Genomic DNA, 19,229 nt, shown 5'->3' on the forward strand with positions numbered 1-19,229 from the left:
ATGCTTGCGCTTCATGGTTTCGGGACGTGCTGGGCGCGCCCGCTCTCGACGAGATCGGGCGTGACTACGAGTATCCAGTTTCGCTTCTCCGTCACGATCGGGCTCGGTAACTTGCACTCCAGCCAATCGTCGATGTGCTCGTCGGCGATTATCAGTCGTCCCCGCGTCACCATCGAGTGCGACGGCGGGCAACGTTGGGCACAGTGAACTTGTTGTGTCGGATTGGACGGCGCGATCACGTGTGAAGTTCGCTCTCCAGGCGGTCGCTCCCGTGGACGGGTAACCCGGCGACAAGTCAGCGAGCGATTGCTTGACGAAGTTCCTCGTGACGAGGGATTCTGAACGTCGGCGTCACGGAGGGGACTGGTCATGATTCCGACGCTCGCCGGCGTTCACCATCTGAAGTTGCCCGTCGCAGATCTCGCGCGCTCGGTCGAGTGGTATCGGACGCGACTCGGTTACGAGGTGGCGGTCGAGTTCCACGAAGAGGATCGACTCATGGGTGTTGCGATGCGGCATCCGGCAGGCGGGCCGGTGATGGCACTTCGGCTCGACCCGGAGAAGGCTGCAGCAGCGGCAGGATTCGACTACTTTTCGATCGGCGTGCCCGACCGCGATGCACTCGAAGCGCTGGCAGGACATCTCGACCAGCTCGGCGACCAGCACGGTGGGGTGCACTTCGCATCAATAGGATGGATTCTCCCACTCCTTCACGATCCCGACGGGCACGAAGTGCGCTTCTACACGGTCGAATCCCATACCGAAACCCCTGAATCGGAAGTGCGCACGGTCGTGAACCCAGTGGAGTCGGCGGCAGAGGAAGAAGTACGCCGCGGACTACGCTGATCCCTCATGTCTACCCGGGTTGCAGTGCAGAAAGCGGGAAAGGCAGGTCGTCTTCCGCAGCACCGCCGCAATGGTCCCGCAAGACTTGGCTATGCCTGTCACCAGGCTGCTGTAGCCACCTGGTAGTGATCAGCGAGCGCCGTGAGGTAGGGCCCATCCGCGATGACTACGCCGCGCAACTGTTGATAGTCGCCGTACTCATCCAGTGACGGTGCTAGCACTACCGACCGAGTTTCGGGATCGATGGCCATCAACCCAGCGTCGAATAGCTGATGTAAGTCGGAACGCAAGAGTAGGCCTTCGTTCAGGTCGTGCGATTCATGCTCCGCGAAGCCACGCAGGTGCGCTGCCTGCAACACTGCTGCCGGGCAGGGCCCTGTCACTGCGCATCGCAGCCCGTACCGTTCCAGGAGACCCTGACGAAACTGCTTCTGCCCATTGCGTACTCGTACAAGTGCCTGCCGCCGTCCTCCCTTTGGGGAACTAGTCCGTGGCGCCGGGGTGGATGGGAGCGGCACCGAGAGTTCCTCGAGCACCTTGCGTAGGCCGTCCGGATCGCACCGTCGAATCGCGTTCTGTTGTGCGTTGTCCAACAGTGGCTCGATTGCATGGAAGGGTAACGCGCCATCCAGTGCCTGCCACTGCGCACCGTAGCTGGCGACATAGCGTGTAACGGGCACTTCCAGCGGAAGTGGTTTATCGAACTCGTTCCGGCAGGCCTCGTGCCTGCACAGATACTTGGGTGCTTTGTTCTTACGAGGTATTTGTCCTGGCCTCTCGCACCGCGGGCACACATATCGGATCTTCACGTCGGGCTGGGTATCGATCCGGTCGATCCGCGAGACACCATGGATCGACCTGGAGTCGCGGAGGAGGATCATATCTCCTACCTGGACGCGGAGGTGGTTTGCGACTCCGCTGTCGTTAACATACGTCGACCCGATCTCATCGGGGTAGCCGTCGTTGCTCTCCCAGCTCCGGCTGTCCAACTTCGACAGCAGCGCCCACGCCTTCACTTCGGTCCCCTTCAGATGCTGGCGACCCTGCGGGCCGCGCTATCGCTAAGGGTACGAAGCCGATGTGACACTCGGCTTGTTGGACCGGACGGCTGCGACTGTAGATGGATGTTTTCCTCAAAGGGGCAGCGAGGGCGAGCGAAAGCCAGCTTTTCAAGATCAATGACGTGCGGAAGACCTAGAAAGCCCCGTATGTGTAACGCGCAGTATCTGCATGTTCGTGCGCTCCTATCGGGTGCTGGAAATTTGTCGGTCGGATCGCTACATGGCGAATTGTGATCGATCATCAAGATAGGGCTAAAGTCCCCGTAACGGAGACGGGTCGACCGTCGATTGATCGTTGAACTATGCCGACATCTGTAGCAACACCGCTGCCGGATGCGCGGCCCAGACCCGACCCCGAGGGACGCCCGTGCAGTTACCGTCGAACTTCGACTTCACCGAGTATTCGAGCTCGCGGGACGGAACCGATACCCCTTCGCTGAATCCGGGCAGGGCAGGGTGGGGATCGGACGCTCCCACCTTCGGATTCGCCTCCGACCCGTTCGGAGGTTCGGCCGGTTCCTCGATGGCGTCGCCGGCCGACATGTTCGCCCTCCAGCAGACCCCCGTCTCGGCAGGTGTCGAACAGGGACGCACGCCTGTCGGGTGGGCGGCTGGAGCCGCAGCCGTCGCACTCGTGGGTCTGGTGTTCGCCCTCGTCGCCGTCAACGGTGGATCGGTCCTGTTCGCGGCAATCGGCTGGGTCATGTCGGTACCTGCAGCGTTCCTGTTGGCCAAGCACATCTCCGCGGACACGACGCAACGCACCCGTGCCGTCTACCAGCCATCGGTGTTTCCTCGGATCGTCTACTGGTCTGCGGTGGCACTCACCGGTTTGGGAATCCTGCTCAACGCGTGGCAGATCGCGGACTGGGCAGGCCGTCTGTGAAGAAGCTTGCAGTACTCGGCGCCGCACTCATCGGTTGCCTGCTCCTCACGCCGTCGGCATCGGCTCAGCCCACCGAGTCGGCAGTCGCGGACTTCGGCGGCTGCCTCGCCGCGCAACGCGAAGGCGACCTGCTGCTGATGATCGACGAGTCGGGCAGCCTGCAGCAGTCCGATCCGGATGCCGCTCGCGTTCAGGCCGCGAACTACCTGCTCGAGCAACTGAGTGCATTCGGGAGCGCGGCAGGTGTCTCCCTCGACGTGGCCGTGGCCGGGTTCTCCTCCGACTTCACGGTGCACGCGCCGTGGACACGACTCGACACCGGATCGCTGCCCGATCTGAAGGATGAGGTCGACGCATTCCGCTCGCGGACCGCCGGGCTGGACACCGACTACTGGACCGCACTCGATGGCGCGCGGAGCGCACTCGCCGACCAGGCGCAGTCGGGGACGGCATGCCAGGCCATCGCGTGGTTCTCCGACGGCAAACTCGACTTCAGCACGCGCGACGACGAGAAGCCTTACGCACCCGGCATCTCCTTGAGCACGGACCAGGGTGTCGCACAGGTCGTGGCAGCGGCCCGCGAATCGATTTGCCGCCCTGCCGGTATCGCCGACCAGGTGCGATCCTCCGGTATCGCGACTTTCGCGGTGGGCTTGGCGAACGGGACGGCAGCGGCCGCCGACTTCGACCTGATGCGCGCCATCGCGACCGGCGCACCCGCTGCCGGTCAGGCGTGCGGCGCGAGGACGCAGCCGTCCCCGGGCGACTTCTACCTGGCTCAGAACATCGACGACCTGCTGTTCGCATTCGACGCGTTCTCCAGCCCCGGCCAGGCGCCGTTGGAGAGCGAGACCGGTGTCTGCGCGTACGAGGTGTGCGACGCGGGAAAGCACCGATTCGTCCTCGACGATTCGATCGGCTCGGTCGCCGTGCTCGCCTCTGCCGACACCGACGGGCTCGTGCCGACGCTCGTCGCACCCGACGACACCGAGCTGCCGATGAAGCAAACCGCAGCTGCGGCCACGACTGACGTCGCAGGTGTCGGTGTCGAATACCGCTGGCTGTCCGAGCGGTCGGTGTCGTTCACGATGCAGAAGCCGGACGGCGAATCCGGCGAGTGGCAGGGCATGTGGGCACTCGTCTTCGTGGACCCCGACGCGTCGCATGCCGATGCGCGATCCAAGTCGAACATCCACATCTCCGGCAATCTCTTCCCTGCTTGGCTCGGCCAGGATGTGACTGCCATCCACGCGGGAGAAACGACATCCGCCGTGCAACTCGGCATCGTCGATTCCGATCGCCAGGAGATCGACCCGTCCGAGCTGTTGGGTTCGGCGTACCTGTCGGTGTCGATCACCGATGCAGCCGGGGTGGATCACCCACTGGCTTCACGTATTTCGAAGGACCGCATCGACGCTCCCATCGAGCTCAACTTGACGAACATCGCGCCGGGTGAGGCCACGTTGCGGCTGGCGCTCGAGGTCACGACCGCCGATGCGACCGACAGATGGGGCACCCTGATCGCGCCGGGTACGGACCTCGCACCCCAGTTCGTGGACGTGCCTCTCACGATCGCTCCGCCGATCGGATATCCGACGCTGCCGAACCGGATCGACCTCGGCACGGTGGAAGGTGCCGGCACATTCGCACGCGAGGTGCCGATCACCGGACCCGGTTGCGTGTGGGCCGACGCCGCATCACCCGCGCGCGTCGACGCGGTACCGGACGGCGTCGGGGATGCGGAGGTCCGAGTTGCGGGTGCGACCTCGGCCGACAACTGCATCGCCGTCGCGGAGGGCGAGACGGGTGTACTGCCCATCGAGCTGGTCGTGCCCGAGGCCGGCAACGGTGCATTCAACGGGTCGGTCCGCCTGATGGTCGCCCCGACAGGCGAACCCGATCGTGCAATGCCCGTCGACGTGCCGTTCACGTCGGAATTGCTGAAGCCGCTCGACACCGGTCGATTCTGGCTCGTGTTCGCTATCGTGTTCGCCCTCGGTGTGGCGATTCCGCTCGCGCTGCTCTACTTCCTCAAGTGGCGTGAGACGAAGATTCCGGCCGAGACGTTGAAGGCGCAGAGTTTCCGGGTCACCATCTCCGACGGTCGGCTCCACCGAAACGGGAGAGCGTTCGCGCTCGAGGGTACCGACCTGCGCGACCCCGTCCGCGGCCTGGACAAGCCGGCACGCAAGCTCGCGGTCGACGGTGCCGAGCTCGAAACCCGAATGGGCGCATCGCCGGTCGGGACCGGGTACGTGGTCGTGCGTGCGCCCGGAATGCGCGGCGCATCCGGTTCCACCCCGTCGACCGATCGCCACGGTAATGCGGTCCTTCCGCTGGCCGTGCACAACAACTGGGTTCTGTTGCACGACCCGGAAGGTCCCGCAGACCACGCGACGCTGCTGTTGCTCGTCGCCGGTGGAGCGTCGTCAGGACGTGTGCAGGAACTTGTCGACCAAGCCGGAAGACGCGCCGAAGGGCTGATCGGTGAGCTGAGGAAGCGGTCCGCGCAGGTCGACGACCGTCCTCCCGCCTCGGGAGCCGGGCCCACCATGGCGCCTCCGGCGCCGGCCGCGGCGTCCCCGTTCGATCCGTTCGGTGTCCCGGCCGCGACCTCGGCGCCGACTTTCGGTGCGCCACCGTCGTTCGGCGGTTCGGGATCCGGTGCGTTGCCGCCGTCCGGACCGGCATCCCCGGGGCAACCCTTCGACCCGTTCCGGCCGCCCGGTGCCTGACAGACGTACAGCTTCGAATTCTCTCGATATGGAAGGCCCGTAATGAGGCGTTTTCTTGTGGTGGGTTGCGGTGGATCCGGTGCCGTCACTCTCGCGTACATGATGGATCAGCTTCGCTCCGATCTCGCGGCAGCGGGGATCGACAAGATCCCCGGTGGTTGGCAGTTTGTCAGCGTAGACGTGCCGACCGCCCCCGAGGCTGGGCCGGACGGGCTCGGGAACGTGCGCGACCAGGGCGGCTACTACTTCGGCAGTGGGCCGCAGGGTGATTCGTACGCCGTTCTCGACAACGCGCTCAGCAATCAGCTCGCTGCCCGGAACAGTCTCGGCGAGATCGCCACGTGGGCACCGCGGGACCCCTCCGCGGTGACGGTGCCGATCGGATCCGGTGCCGGTCAGTACCGTGCGCTCGGGCGCATGATCACGTTGAGCAAGGCCGGGGGTATCCGCGACACGTTGCAGAACGCCTGGGACCAGTTGTTCACGGTGCAGACCGCCACCGAGATGTCCGCGCTCAACATTCCCGGTGGAGGGAGTTTCGAGCAGGAGGAGTCCCCGATCGTCCTCGTCGTCTCGTCGATGGCCGGCGGCGCCGGCGCGTCGATGGCCCTGGACGTGTGCCGGCTGCTGACGTTGATTCCGAAGCTCGATCCGCGCCTGATGGGCGTGTTCATGGTTGCGCCGGACATCTTCGACGGTCTCGGTCGGAGCGCCACCACCGGTGTTCGCGCCAACGCGCTCGCGATGCTCGGTGAGATCGTGGCGAGCCAGCTCGGATCCGCCCGCGAGCACGACGTCGAGATCCTGCGTGCGCTCGGCCAGCAGAGCGGTGCGGGGGAGAAGGTTCCGTTCGCTCGGGTGTTCCCGGTCGGCCGCCGTGTCGGTGTCGAGGGTGCGCCGTTCGGTGACGGTTCGCAGAAGGCGATCTACCGAGGCCTCGCCCGCGGGCTCGCCGGAATGATGATGAGTGGCGCGGCGACTCGTCAGTTCGTGCAGTACGACCTGACCAACGGTGCCGGTCTGTCGGGGCAGCGCGACAACATCGGCTGGGGCGGCCAGTGGGACAACCTGCCGTGGGGCACCTACGGATTCTCGAGTCTGAGCATGGGCCGCGACCGCTACGCCGAATACTCCGCGCAGCGTCTGGCGCGCAGCGCGGTGGATCGGCTGCTCGAAGGCCATCGCAATCCCGCCAACGTTGCGTCGGACGACGACCAGGTCACCTCGATCCTCGACAGCCAGTGGCAGACCCATCTCGCAACCATGGGACTTCCTGCGGTGCAAGCAGATCAGCGTGCGGCTCAAATCGGGGTCGGTCCGTGGCTCACCCAGGTTGTGCTGCCCGCGGAGGACGGACTGCGGATGGCGCGGCAGATCGTCGAGGCGGAGCTGCGGGCGTATCTTCCATCCGGTAGCGGTCTGAGTGCCGCCCAATGGGTTCCCGAGATCACGCGGGTTCTGGGTGCCCGACGCCAGACCTTGACGACCTCCGCGGAGCATCACGCGCTCGGACACGCATTCCAATGGCACCGGACCCTCGCGGACAACATCGAGCGGGTCGTGGCGAAGGCGGTGTCGGATCTCGGTCTCCCGTATGCGACCGCGCTGGTCAACCGCCTGTCGGTGCTCCTGAAGGATCAGGTGCGTGCCGGGGCGGAGGAGCTGGCGAAGCAGACCCCGGCGGACATCACCGCGCAGTCTGCCGACACCGCACAGATGCTGGCGTCGCTCAAGGGCAACATCGAGAGCGATGCCGACATCCTCGACCGTGTGCTCACCAGCTGCAGCCAGAACGTCTACCGGCAGTTGTATGCGTCCTTGTCCGGGAAGGTCGCCGAGGTCGCCACGGCGCTCGTGCCGGAGATCGTGCAACCGCTGCTCGACGCGCTCAACGAGTCCCAGACCGCCCTGCGGAAGGCACGCAGCAAGCCGGCGAGCGATGTCGGTCTCGCCCGGCTCGCGACCGACCAGTACGGCGCGTGGCCCGCGGACAAGGCCGACCGGGTACCGAAGCGGTTCGCCGAGGCCAACAACGAAGTGATGCTCACGCCGTCGGCGGACTTCATGGATCAGTACCGCACCGACCTTCCCCTGGCCGTTGCGTCCGACGGACTGGGAACGCCGCCGTTCGAGACCGCTGTGCAACGTGCGGTCGCGGATGTGGTGACCGGAGTCTGGCCCACGATCGACGGCAGCCGGTCGCCCGGCGAGGAACACCCCGTCCTCGAACGGACGTCGGCGTGGCGGACTCGTGCGTTCCCCTACGATCCCGGAACCCGCGAAGCACTCGTCCCGTCCGCCGCACGCTACGACGTTCATGTTCGACCGGCTGAAATCCTCGGCCGCGCAAGGCAGTTCGTCGCACGAACCGGCGAATCGTTCGACCGGTTCTGCCGGGTGTCGCTGCGCGAATACATCGAGGACATCGCGGTGCCCGAGTACGCGCTCGAGGAGCGGCGTGAGCGTCTGCGGTCGAAGTTCGTCGAGGCGCTCTCACTCGCGCGGCCCCTCGCGAGCGTCAACCAGCAGGCACTCGAAGCGCTGCACCCCGGTCAGCAGATCGAGTACCGGTACAAGTTCACATCGGTGCCGTTCCTCAATCTTCCCGTAGCGGAGATGCTTTCGCAGGTGCTGCAGAAGAACCCGATGATCGACCACGAAACCCGGTCCGAGTTCACCCGGCTGCTGACCGAGGAGGACAAGCTCACCCGCATCGACATCTTCGGCTCGTATCCGAACTATTCGCCGCTCGCGTACGACTCGGTCATCGCGCCGGCTGCGAAGCAGTGGGCCGATTCCACACCTGCCCAGCAGGAGGCGTTCTGGCAGTGGCGTCGTGCCCGGCCACTCGCCGCGTCGCTGCCGATGCACGACAGCGAACGGCGTGCACTCACCGCAGGTTGGTTCCTCGGGCTCGTCGTCGGCCGGCTGCGTTTGCCCGCTGAGCCGTACAACGAGCCGGTGCGCGTGTGGGACGCCGATACCTCCGGGTGGGTCGATTTCCCGAATCCGCTGCTCACCCCGCCGGCGCGGTTCCTCGCCAACAACGATTGGTTCCCGGCGGTTCTCGAATCGATCCTGCTCGCGATGGCGCGGTCGCACGAGTCGCCGGTCATGAGTTCGATGCTGCCGTATCGCGTACTGCGCGCGATCTACGACGCGTCCCCGGAGAAGCCGGCCAGCGGCATCCTCGAGGTGTCGGCCAAGTCGGTTCTGACCGAGTGGCTGCGCAGCGGCGACACGGGAACCGGTTGGCAGTCCCAGGTCGCCGATACCGGCCCTGATGTCTCGATCGATGTCCGCGCGAAGAACGCGATAACGTGGCTGACCGTCGTTCGAGACCTTGCCGGCACCCACTACATGGAACCGGGCCGGGACGGAGCTCCCGGTGGGGGCGTGTTCTCGTCGATCCATCTGCGTGAGCAGGCATCCCAGACCCCGATCTTCCGGGACATCGCCGCAGACGTGTATTGGGCTGCCGGCGAACTCATCGATCTGATCGAGGAATGCAAGGTCCGCGCCGAGCAACCGGACCGCCCCGCCACCGTCGACGTGCCGTCCGGTCCGTCGGTGCCGTCGGCGCAGACCTTCCAAATCCCCGACATGGGGCAGTTCTGACATGGCGGGCGCCGATACGAAGGTGCTGACCCTGTTCGTCGCGACCCCCGGTCCGGCCGACGGCGTTCGGGACGTGCTGCGCGATCTGTCCGCGGCGGAACTCGTCTCACCGTTCGTGTGGGTGGACGACTCCCGACTGGGCGAAGTTGGTGCTCCGATCCCGGCAGTGGAGACCGTTAGGGGAGTGGATCGCACGCTCACGCTCCAGGACGTGCTCGCCTCGCGCCACTACGATCTGGTGCGCCTGTGCGTGCTCGTGCCGACCGCAGCCGACGCCGTTCCGGTGCGACTGCGAACGGAAACAGCGTTGGCCGAGCTCATGTCGGCCAACTCGGGTGGGGCGCGGTGCGTGCGCATGCGTCTGCTGCTGCATCGGCCGGCTGACGAGCAGTCGGGACTCGCGACCCCGGCGCTGGCAGGTTGGCACAACCTGCTCGTGGCGCCGGAGGACTCCCGAGGGCCGGGCATGGGTCACGAGTCGCTGGCGACGACCATCGATCCGGTCGACACCGGCCGGCACGCAGCGCCCGTCATCGTCGGCGTAACGGGGCTGTGGACGGATATCGATCACGCACCGTTCGACGACGAACCTGTCCTGCCCGGTAATTCGCTGCGGGTCGTGCGTTCGTTCTATCGCAGGCTCGACACGTCGCACGCGGAGCACCAGTTGCACGCCGAATTGCTGGACTTCGGTGGGCAATTGCCGCTTCCCCGCGACGCGGGTACTGCGGTGCTCTACGTGGACGACGTGCCCGCGGCCTCACGTCGGATGGCCCAGGCGCTGTGGACCAAGCACGGTCATCTGCTGACCAGTGCGCGCGTCAAGACACCGGCGGCGGCTGCGCCCCGCGTTGTGTCGTTCAGGGATGCGCTCCGCATGTTCGGACGGTTCATCCTGGCGGTTCTCACCAACGCGCCGGCGAGGCTGTTCGGCCGTATCGCCACAATGTCCTCTGCGGCGCTGGCGTCGGCCACCCAGAACGCGTTGTTCGGTTCCGCGTCCGGTGCCTATCGCGTCGTCGTGGGTGGTATCGACGCCGATGGTCAGCGGGTGGCGTGGACCGAGTACGAAGCCGCGTCCCGCCAGATCGGGGCCGCCCTCGACAGCGCGAAGGGTGCTCCGCAGTCGGCCGCACCCGACCTCTCGGCGCTGTGGCGGGACTACGCGCGGGCCGCGCTGACCCTGGCGGACGCCAGCGAACGCTCCCCGGGGCTGCCGCCGATCCAGGTGGGTGCGCATCGTGCCGTGTTCCGGTCGGCGTCCGACATCGTTCCCGGCCCCGCCGACGACTTCACCGACATTCCGGGCGTGGTCTCGGCGACCGTTCACACACATGCGGTCGAGGCGTCCGATGTGCTCGGAATCGCGGAGATGTGCGACCGTCTGCGAGGACTGGAGCAGGACCCGGTGATCGGCCTGGACGCGCGGCGCACCGGTGCCGCGATCAAGTCCTGGTCGGCCACGACTCGCCGGAGCTTCGCGAGCACGTTCGGTTCGGCCCTCGCCGATCGACTCACGGCCGATGTCGCCGAGACCCGGACACTGCTCGAACGGGTGAAGAACGCGGAAGAGCTGCGCGACCCGGCCGAAGAGAGCGCGGAAGAGCACGCCCGCATGTTCCGCAAGGTGCATCTCGCGACCGTCGTCGCAGTTGCGATTGCGGTCGTCGCCGGCGTGCTCGCGTGGAAAGACTTCATCTCGTGGTGGAAAGCCGGTCCGGCCATCGCCCTCTGCGTCCTGGGCTGGGCCACCGCTGTCGTCGTGATCTGCCGCCGGTCCCAGCAGTTCCTCGAAGACCTGTTGGCACGTCGCGAGGCGGCGACCGCGGCCGCCGAAGCCGATCGCGCCAACCTGCGGGCTGTGCTCCGCGAGGTCGAGGTTCTCACCGGCGCCTACAAGCAATACCTGTCGTGGAATCGAGCACTCGGTGCGTTCCTCGCCAAACCGCTCGGGACACCCGAACACCACCTCGCGTCGCGGCGACGGATCGAATGGGGCCTGCCGCGGCACAGCGCCATCGGATCGGGTAGTCCGGGCGACGTCGACACGTCTCGCGTCGCCGACGAACTCCGTCAGGATCTGTTCACCGTCGGATGGCTCACCGACCCGTGGGACACGCTCGTGGGCTCGGCCGGCGCTGCGGTCGGTCTCGCTGCACGCGACGTCGAGCGCGACCCGAGCCTGCTCGCGGTCAAGGCCGGTGCCGGATCCGGATCGCCGCTCGACGAGTGGTCGATCCGGTTGCACCGAGGGGAGCTGGAATCCACCGGTGCGGCCGTACTCTGGGACCGCGCGCTGCGCGAATTGAACGGTCCGCGTGCCGAGCTCGCCCGGGAGCTGCTGGGGGTCGTCGAATATCGCGTGGACGGAGTCCTCCAGCGGACCGACGTCGACGAGTTCCTGGCCGGCGTCGGTACCGCCGCCGGGGCGGGCTTCTTCGACCGGTCCGCATTCAGTGGCACCGCGTCGATGAAGGGGCTGACCCGCGTGGCCGGCGAGGTGGCGTCGTCGTCACCGGCCGGGTGCGGACTGGTGGCGGTGACCACCCAGTACACCGAGGGAATCTCGGTCGAGGATCTCGCGGTTCCGCAGGCGCCGACGGCGTCGGTCGAGATCGCCGAGGTCCCGGACATTGCACTGCGTCCCGCGCAACCGGCCGTGCAGCGCGCGGATCGGCCCGGCGCCGGAATGTTCAGCGCCCCGGTCATCGACGGCATCAACTTCTGAGAGCGAGGAATCCAGTGTCGGAGGCAGTCTTCGAGGCGCTGCAACAGTGGCGCCAACAAGAGATCGACGAAGGCCGTCTGCGCCCCGGTCTGATCAAGGACACGAACCTGCGGCAGATCCTCCGGCACAACCGGCGAACCGGTGAGGAGATCGCAGAGATGTTGCCGGGACACGCGAAGCCATTCGTCGAGGGCATCGTCGCGGTACTGGAATCGCACGCACCGCGCTGGGAGATTCCGGTGTCGGTCTCGAATGAGACTCCGGTCGAGGAGGAGGCGCCGAAGTTGGAAGTTCCTCCCGCCGAACCGCTTCCGGGAGACGAATTCCTGGTGGATCTGCGCACCGAGGACTTCTGCGAGTATCTGCACGGCGAGTCGGACCATGTCGTCGGTGGCCTCACCGTCACACCCGAACCTCGCGGTGGCCACTGCATCGACTGGGAGCCGCTTCCGGCCGTGCCCGGGACGATCGTGCTGTACCGCGTGGTGGCGGGGGAGACGCATCGTGCCTACAAGCCCGAGGCGGGCCGACTCGTCGGGGTCACCCGGGGAACCAGGATCGTCGATCTCGAACCGCCCGCTGCCGCGGTCCGGTATCTCCAGGTGTGGGCTCATGTCGGCAGCAGCGAGCGGGACGCGGCGCAGCGCCAACCGATCCTTGTTGCCGAAGGGCATGTGCTCAGCCCGGTCGAAGGCTTCGTCGTCATCGAGGACGACGGAGCGGTGATCGGCCAGTGGTCGGCGTGGCCGGGCGTCTCGCGTGTCCGAGTATTGCGGATCCCGCTCGACGGGAGTGGGCCCGTCTCCAACGATCCCCGGCATCGGATCCTGGCCGACCAGCCCAATCTCAGCGGGTTCGTCGATCGTGAGGCGCAGCGCGGGCACCGCTACCTGTACCGCGCCATCTGTGAAGTGGAGGTCGACGGACACACACGGCTCTCGCCCGCTGCGCAGGACGAAGTGCTGGTTTCCGCGGTGCTCGAACCGGTCGCGGATCTGGAGGTGGTCACACATCGCAACGGTGACGACCTTCATTTCGATCTGACGTGGACGCCCCCGGCGATCGGGAACGTCGTCATGTACCGAACCCGGAGCACGCCCCGCGCCGGGATCGAAGGCACGCTGCTGTCGTCGGGTGCTCTGGAAGTATCCGGCGGATTGTCCGAGGCGGACCGTCTCGTGCATCCGGTGGTGGCGGGCGACGCCGGTCGTCACAGCATGACCAACGTGTCGTGGCCACGCGGTTGGGTGCGCGCGTATTTCACCCCCGTGACAGTGCTCGACGGGCAGGTACAGGTGGGGCACACCGTCATTGCCACCCGACCGTTGCCGGCCTTGAGGGATGTGCGCGTCGTCGAACGATGCACCGAGCAGGTCGTAACGTTCCCGTGGCCGGACGGCGCTGCGTCGGTATCGGTGTACGTGAGCGCTCCGCAGGTTCCCGCCGAGCATGCGATCGAGCAGCGGCCGGTCGCGGAGGTCTCGCGTTCGCAGTACGACCGTGACGGTGGGCTGCACCTGAGGGATCGGCTTCCGGAGCTGGGATGCTCGGTGCACGTCGTGGCGGTCGCATACACGGCAGGAGAACGGAAGGTCGGGATCCCGACGACCGTCGAGTATCCGGGGTTGTTGCGTATCGAGTACACGGTCGAAGTGCGGCACGCCCCGGAAGGTGGCGTGTTCCTCGCGATCCGGCTGGCGTCCGAGATCGAACTGTCCACCGCTCCTCCCTTCGTCGTCGTGCACAACGAACATCGGCTGCCGTTGAGTGCTCGGGACGGCCATCCGCTCGAGGTGCGGGTCAGTGGCGAGACGCAGCCGGGGGCCCGCAATTTCCAGCCGCGAAGCCTTCGTCGCGAATGGAGTCAGCCGTGGCTGGTCGACGTCACCGGGATGCGAGGCTTCGTCCGCGTCTTCGCCGACGTTCGCCCCGAGAAGGCCCGCACCATCGCGTTGCTCGACCCGCCGATCGAACGGATCAACCTCGACTTCGCAGCATGGTCGCGACCCGAAGAACAGGCGTTGTGACATGCCCGACGTCGAGCGGCCACGCTTCGGTCAGCTGACCTACACCTCGTTCGACCGCCCCGATGCGGCCACGGGCGGAGGCTGGCAGGTCAAGGAGGTATCGGGAGCACTCGATCCTGCGGAGGAGGAGGCACTCTGCGCGGGGGTGCTGACCCGCTTCGAAACTGCCGGTCCGCTCCCGCGGTTTCCCAGCCCCGAGGAGATCGAGGACCGCCCTCGGCGGTTGATGTACACCGCGGGGAAGCACGGCGGCATGTACTGGCACACGGTTCCGGCAGGACCGGACGCTTCGGGCAGGCCTGGGAATGTGTTCGCGCACGCGCTACTCGACCGCGGAACGTCCGAGGCATCGCGTGCACGTCCGATCGAGCGGTGGCATTCACCGGATTGGCTCGTCCCGTACGGCGCTGAGCAGGTTGCTGCCGCGACGCTGCCTGCAGACGAACCACGCCTAGGGGATGCAGTCTCCCGCGAGGCGGTTCTCGCGTTCCTGCTTGCTCCCGACACCTGGCGAATCGGGATCTTCGGTGTGCTGCTGGACGCAGTCGCGCGTGCGCTGGACGGTGGGCCGCCCGTGGTGCTCGGGTGCCAGGACCCGAACAGTGCGGCGCTGTGGATCGCGGCGGTCTCACAGTTCATGTCGCCGGGGGCGTGCCATCGATTCGGGTGGTCTACTTTCGACCGCCTGCACAGCGTCGACGACGCGATAGCGCGGGGAGCGCACCTGTCGGCGGTGCCGCTCGACGATCTTCCCGGCGACGCTACCGGGTGTGTTGTGTTCGGCGAGAACGAATCTCCGGAGCTCGGCGAGCTCGACGGCGATCCGCACTGTGTCGCCAACGGTGACCTGGTGCCGGTCTCGCCGTGGTCGCTGTTGGCCCAGACGGCCCTCATCGACGTCGAGGTCGCGGCCCGGGCTCTGGCTCAGCAGGACGAGATCGCTGCCGAGGTGGGTGACCGCGGGCTGAATCCGATGTGGCCGCTGGCGATGGCGGTGGTGGCGAACGGTGACCTTCACGACGCGCTGGACGAAGCGACCACTGTGCTTCTCGAGCACAGTCCCGAGTCGGTGTCCGGCACCGATTTCGAACGGTTGATCGTCGACGTCATCGATCACAGCCTGGGCGAGACCACCGAGCATGCGGCGCAGGCGCTGTTGCGGTGGCAGTCGGACCGCACCCTCGCCCAGGTCGTGCAGGATCTGGCCGGCACCGTGTTCGCGTATCGGGCGTTCGGCGACTCCGAGTGGGTCTGCCGCGCCGAGCCGTCTCGCCTTGTGCTTGTCGAACAGTGCTGTCGAACAACGGAACTCGTAGCGGACGCTGGTCGTGTACTGGATGACCTGCGTCGTCGCGCCCGCGCGGCACTGCACCCGGACGAGCTCGCGACGGAGGCCCTTCGATACGTGGATCTCGTCGTCCGCGCAGGGCTGGTCGACGACCGAAGTGCCGATGTGATCGTCGAGCTCCTGGGGCTCACCGTCGTGCCGGTCCTCTACGATCCCGACCGCGGCCCGGCCTTCGTCGCCACGATCGACACCCTCGCGGACTCCACGCACATCGACTACCTGCAACACGCGGTGGTCGCCAGCACGGAGTTCACCACGCGGCCGCTGGGATCTCGCCTCGTCCCCGAAGTGATCGACTGGCTCGCCGGTACGTTGCCCGGCGCACCGAGATTCGACGACTTCGTTGCAGATCGCTCCCTGGTCTACACGCCAACGTGTGCGCTCGTCGCCGAGGGCGTGTTCGTCCTTGCCGGAGACGGTAAACGTGTGCGTCCGGAGCTCGGAACTGTTGCACTGTGGCGGGCACTTGCCGAACTCGATCGAGGAACGATTGCATCGGCCCACCTCGATGCGGTTGTCGATGGTGTGTCCTGGACGCCGGCGCAATGGCGAGCGGTGATCGCGGCGTATCCGCGTGTGGTCGCGCCGCGATTTCTTGCCGACACGATCATCCGGGCGGACTGGAGCGAATACGTCGGCGACATCGGGCGTCACCTCGACGACATACTTCGCGGTGGGCTGCCCGAGCTGCGGATGCCGATGTCGCAGCGTGATTCGCTCGTGCTGTCATGGGCTGCGATTCGCCTTCAGGAGACGTGGGACGACATCAGTGCCGGCGCGTTCCGGCGTGCGATCGAGAGCCACGGTCTCCCGGTGCTCACCGACTATGCCACGAATCGCCCGGCGGAGCTTGCGGACGATCTGCTGGCGCGATTGGCGGTCTTCGTCGTTGCAGCGTGTGGCTGCGGGGTCGGAATCCATCCGCTTCCTCCAACGCACGAGGATGCACTCGTCGAAGCGGTCGTGCGCAACGGCGAGTACGTGGTCGAAGCGTTGGTGGCCCTCGTGTACAGCGGTGCGATCGATGAGAACCGGATCATCGCCGACGCGGTTGCTGCGTATCGCGACGCGCAGAACGCACGCGATTCCGCTGACTCGGTCGACTTGCATTCGCGCTTCGTGATCGGGGATCCGTCGCGTCGGCGAACCGTTCTCGACGAGGTCGTCAATCGGATCCTGGCGGAATCCTGGTACCGCGGGCCGCGCAGCGCGGCCGAAATCGTGGCGGTGTTGCCCGTCGAACCGTGGGACCAGGCTCGACGTGACGGCTGGGAGGCCGTGGTCGAGGACTGGTTCGAGCAGCGACGGCGTGACGTCCACCAGGCAGCGGCGGAGCACCGGAGGACGCTGCGGTGACGACAGCATTGGGACACAAGGGTTTTCGAGTGGGAGAAGGACAGATCTGATGCCCGGTTACGTACTGGACGGCGCAGGCCGGGTGGACCTGCCGCGACAGCCGCTGGCGGTGACGGTGACCGCGCTCGATGTGCCGGTGGTGCTGCGCGTCCTGACTGCGGACGGCGCCGATTCCGTGTCGGCGTTGTATCCGAAGCCGGGCTTCGCCGTGTTGCCCAAAATCGATGCCGAGATCGTCGTGGTGGCTACGCCTGGCACCGTGACCGGGTTTCCGCAGGGTACCGTCCTGCAGACCACGATCGCGGTCGACAGCGGCCAGACCCTGGACCCCGATCGCGCCGAGCTGACGCCGCTCGACGTGTCGGGGCTGCACCACGTGGAACTTGCGACCGTCACGCCATACGGTGATCGGCTCACCGTCACTGCGCGGAAGACCGCCGTCGACGTCCCCCTCAACGATCTCGGTGCGCGCGCCCGCTCGGCGGCGCGTGGCGTGCTCGGCGTCGACCGGCTCCCCGAAAGTCGTCAGGTGCGGGTCGAGGTGGACGTCGACACCACTATGTCCATGTCTCCCCTGATCGACGACGGCAGCGTGCGCGAGATCGTCGATCTGCTGACCGGCGTCGCCGCCGTCGTCGGACGTCGGGAAGAGTTGCACGTCAACCTGATCGGGCACACCGTCACGCCGGTTCGCGTATCGGATCTGCGCTCGGCAGCCGACGAGGTGCAGGCGGCACTCGACTCGGTGGGACTGGGTATCGGATTCCGTTCGACCGCTGTAGATCGATCCGGTTGGAGCGAACCGACTCTGGTCTACACCGTGACCGATGGCATTCCGGCCGATGACGTTGGCGGCAGCAGTACCGACGTTCGGCGGCGTCCGATCATCCTGAGCGCCCAGGCCGAGACGATTCCCGCAGCCGGGACGACGCCGCTCGTCGGTGGCCCGTTGCGTAGGGGTAGCCGGCTGGACGATCCCGCAGAGCTGTTCGAAACGGTGCAATCGCTTGTAGCGGGGCTGGCCTCCGCTTCGGATTCGGAAGGCCGCCCGTCATGACCAAGTGCCCTCGGTGCTTCACCCCGCTGCCCGACGACCGTACGTCGTGGCTGCCCACGGCACCCGGCGACGTCGAGGTAGACGACATCGCGACCGCGTTTCAGGGCACACCTGTGCGCTCCGGAAAGGTCGTCGACCTGGACCGGCCCGCCACTGCAGACGACGATTGGTCGCCTGATCCGTTGGCGGTCGAGGAGAAGGTGGGCGGCCCGGCCGTCGAGGTGTGCCCATCCTGCCACTATCGGCTGCCCGTTGGTTGGCGGACCGCGCATGCCACGTGCATCGCCATGGCCGGCGCCCGCGCGACGGGCAAGACCGTCTACATTGCGGTGCTGGTCAAGTCGCTTCAGCTCCTGGGTGAGCGGCTGAACTGTGTGGTTGAGCCGGCCACGGCCGAGACGGAATTGGCGTACCGCGAACTGTACGAAAAGCCGCTCTATGAAGAACGGGGAATTCTCGAATCCACGCCGGCCGCGCACACGAGCAACCAGCATCAGCGGGAGCCGCTGATCTTCTCGCTCGGCACCTGGAACGGCACCCGGCAGTTCCTCGTCCTTCGTGACGTGGCGGGGGAGGACCTCGAGAATCCGAACAACGTCCATGTCCAGCACATGCGGTTCTTCGCGCAGGCCGACGGTGTGGTGTTCATGTTCGACCCGCTCAAGGTCGAATCGGTTCGGCAACAACTCCACGACCTGGTTCCCGTTCAGGAACGCGTCGGTGGAGACCCGCGCTCGGTATTGCGAACCGTGCTGTCGATCATCGGGGACGCCACCCCGAATCTCGCGGTCGTCCTCTCCAAATTCGATGCGCTGCAAGCGCTCCAACATGTCGAGGGAAGCGAATGGAGCGAGATCATGTCGCAGCCGGGTGCGGCCTTCTCCCGCGATCCGAGCCTGCAGTACGCGCCGTACAACGAGATCGACGGCCGGCTGCTGCACCACGAAGTCCGTAGCCTCCTCGACAAACTCGAAGCCAAGTCGATGGTGATGGCCGTCGATCAGCCCCACACGGGAGCCGCAGTGAACAGCCGCTTCTTCGCGGTCTCGGCGCTGGGCGAATCGCCGGTAGGGGACCGGCTGCACCACAACGGCATCTCACCGTTCCGCTGCCTCGACCCGGTGCGCTGGGTCCTCGCGCAGCGGGGAGTGTGGGTCTAGAGCTTTTCTGTTAGGAGCGTGTCTCACGTAGGGAGTCTCTGGAGCAGGACAATGCAGCGGTGAGTCCGAGGAAGGCGGCGAGCTGTTCTCGGACCGTTCGGAGCGGACGATCAGGGATTTCCGAGGCCTTCCCGTAGTTACTGACCTTGGCCCTGATCGGAGTTGGGCGGAGGTGATGCAGCAGAGTCTGCCGCGCGTTCTGCAGCAATGAGGTTTTCTCACCAGGCGGGGGCTTGTAGGTGAAGAAGCACGAGGGCGGCAGCGGTTATCGTGCCGATCCTCCACGGACACAGACTGATTCGTTGTAAGGCCTTCCAGCGGGTCTTCAGCAGGGCATTCGCACGTTCCGCCGGAGCGCGCATCGCGGACAGAAGTGTGTTGCGGCATCGAGTGCCGGCATCGAGGTC

11 protein-coding genes and 1 pseudogene are annotated in these 19,229 nt (G+C 66.4%); 9 read left to right on the plus strand and 3 right to left on the minus strand.

The features are described from left to right. Positions 1 to 369 precede the first annotated feature (369 nt). Positions 370 to 846, plus strand: coding sequence for a VOC family protein (locus ACWDUD_RS25995; protein WP_450111195.1), 477 nt, complete (start codon positions 370 to 372; stop codon positions 844 to 846). Between the two features lie 98 nt (positions 847 to 944). On the opposite strand, the gene ACWDUD_RS26000 is transcribed toward ACWDUD_RS25995, so the two are convergent. Together ACWDUD_RS26000 and ACWDUD_RS26005 are read right to left on the minus strand one after the other, a co-directional pair. Continuing rightward, positions 945 to 1,097, minus strand: a complete 153-nt coding sequence (locus tag ACWDUD_RS26000) for a hypothetical protein (protein WP_450111205.1) — start codon at positions 1,095 to 1,097, stop codon at positions 945 to 947. Then, a pseudogene (locus tag ACWDUD_RS26005) lies at positions 1,098 to 1,727 on the minus strand (HNH endonuclease); the annotation flags it as partial. It abuts the gene before it with no gap. A gap of 547 nt (positions 1,728 to 2,274) precedes the next feature. Between ACWDUD_RS26005 and ACWDUD_RS26010 the strand changes: the two are divergent. The 8 genes from ACWDUD_RS26010 to ACWDUD_RS26045 are packed head-to-tail and all read left to right on the plus strand — an operon-like array spanning position 2,275 to position 18,822. Then, positions 2,275 to 2,793 carry a hypothetical protein gene (locus tag ACWDUD_RS26010; protein WP_450111196.1) on the plus strand — a complete coding sequence of 173 codons (519 nt, stop codon included), beginning with the start codon at positions 2,275 to 2,277 and terminating at the stop codon, positions 2,791 to 2,793. After that, positions 2,790 to 5,528, plus strand: coding sequence for a vWA domain-containing protein (locus tag ACWDUD_RS26015; protein ID WP_450111197.1), 2,739 nt, complete (start codon positions 2,790 to 2,792; stop codon positions 5,526 to 5,528). The genes ACWDUD_RS26010 and ACWDUD_RS26015 overlap by 4 nt, the downstream gene beginning before the upstream one ends. A gap of 42 nt (positions 5,529 to 5,570) precedes the next feature. Further along, complete coding sequence (locus ACWDUD_RS26020; protein WP_450111198.1) at positions 5,571 to 9,146, plus strand: tubulin-like doman-containing protein; 3,576 nt, start codon at positions 5,571 to 5,573, stop codon at positions 9,144 to 9,146. A 1-nt stretch (position 9,147) separates the two neighbouring features. Continuing rightward, positions 9,148 to 11,874, plus strand: a complete 2,727-nt coding sequence (locus ACWDUD_RS26025) for a magnesium transporter (RefSeq protein WP_450107543.1) — start codon at positions 9,148 to 9,150, stop codon at positions 11,872 to 11,874. A gap of 14 nt (positions 11,875 to 11,888) precedes the next feature. Continuing rightward, a complete protein-coding gene (locus tag ACWDUD_RS26030) occupies positions 11,889 to 13,901 on the plus strand; it encodes a hypothetical protein (RefSeq protein ID WP_450107544.1) in 2,013 nt (670 codons plus the stop codon). Position 13,902: 1 nt separating this feature from the next. Further along, positions 13,903 to 16,605: a GAP1-N2 domain-containing protein gene (locus ACWDUD_RS26035; RefSeq protein ID WP_450111199.1), complete on the plus strand. Its 2,703-nt coding sequence runs from the start codon at positions 13,903 to 13,905 to the stop codon at positions 16,603 to 16,605. A 49-nt stretch (positions 16,606 to 16,654) separates the two neighbouring features. Further along, entirely contained in the window at positions 16,655 to 17,662 is a 1,008-nt protein-coding gene (locus tag ACWDUD_RS26040; RefSeq protein WP_450111200.1) for a hypothetical protein, read from the plus strand. Continuing rightward, positions 17,659 to 18,822 (plus strand): TRAFAC clade GTPase domain-containing protein, encoded by a 1,164-nt coding sequence (locus ACWDUD_RS26045; RefSeq protein ID WP_450111201.1) that lies wholly within the window; start codon positions 17,659 to 17,661, stop codon positions 18,820 to 18,822. The genes ACWDUD_RS26040 and ACWDUD_RS26045 overlap by 4 nt, the downstream gene beginning before the upstream one ends. 218 nt (positions 18,823 to 19,040) lie before the next feature. Here the strand turns inward: ACWDUD_RS26045 and ACWDUD_RS26050 are convergent. Further along, positions 19,041 to 19,229, minus strand: a 189-nt coding sequence (locus ACWDUD_RS26050; protein WP_450111202.1) for a transposase family protein, incomplete at its 5' end; no start/stop codon positions are given.

This window comes from Rhodococcus sp. NPDC003382, from assembly GCF_053589135.1.

What these genes read in the sequence shown, in the direction of transcription:
- ACWDUD_RS26040 (WP_450111200.1), top strand. Translation starts at nt 16,655, where the DNA reads ATGCCCGGTTACGTACTGGACGGCGCAGGCCGGGTGGACCTGCCGCGA.
- ACWDUD_RS26020 (WP_450111198.1), top strand. Translation starts at nt 5,571, where the DNA reads ATGAGGCGTTTTCTTGTGGTGGGTTGCGGTGGATCCGGTGCCGTCACT.
- ACWDUD_RS26000 (WP_450111205.1), bottom strand. Translation starts at nt 1,097, where the DNA reads ATGGCCATCGATCCCGAAACTCGGTCGGTAGTGCTAGCACCGTCACTG.
- ACWDUD_RS26025 (WP_450107543.1), top strand. Translation starts at nt 9,148, where the DNA reads ATGGCGGGCGCCGATACGAAGGTGCTGACCCTGTTCGTCGCGACCCCC.
- ACWDUD_RS25995 (WP_450111195.1), top strand. Translation starts at nt 370, where the DNA reads ATGATTCCGACGCTCGCCGGCGTTCACCATCTGAAGTTGCCCGTCGCA.
- ACWDUD_RS26035 (WP_450111199.1), top strand. Translation starts at nt 13,903, where the DNA reads ATGCCCGACGTCGAGCGGCCACGCTTCGGTCAGCTGACCTACACCTCG.
- ACWDUD_RS26045 (WP_450111201.1), top strand. Translation starts at nt 17,659, where the DNA reads ATGACCAAGTGCCCTCGGTGCTTCACCCCGCTGCCCGACGACCGTACG.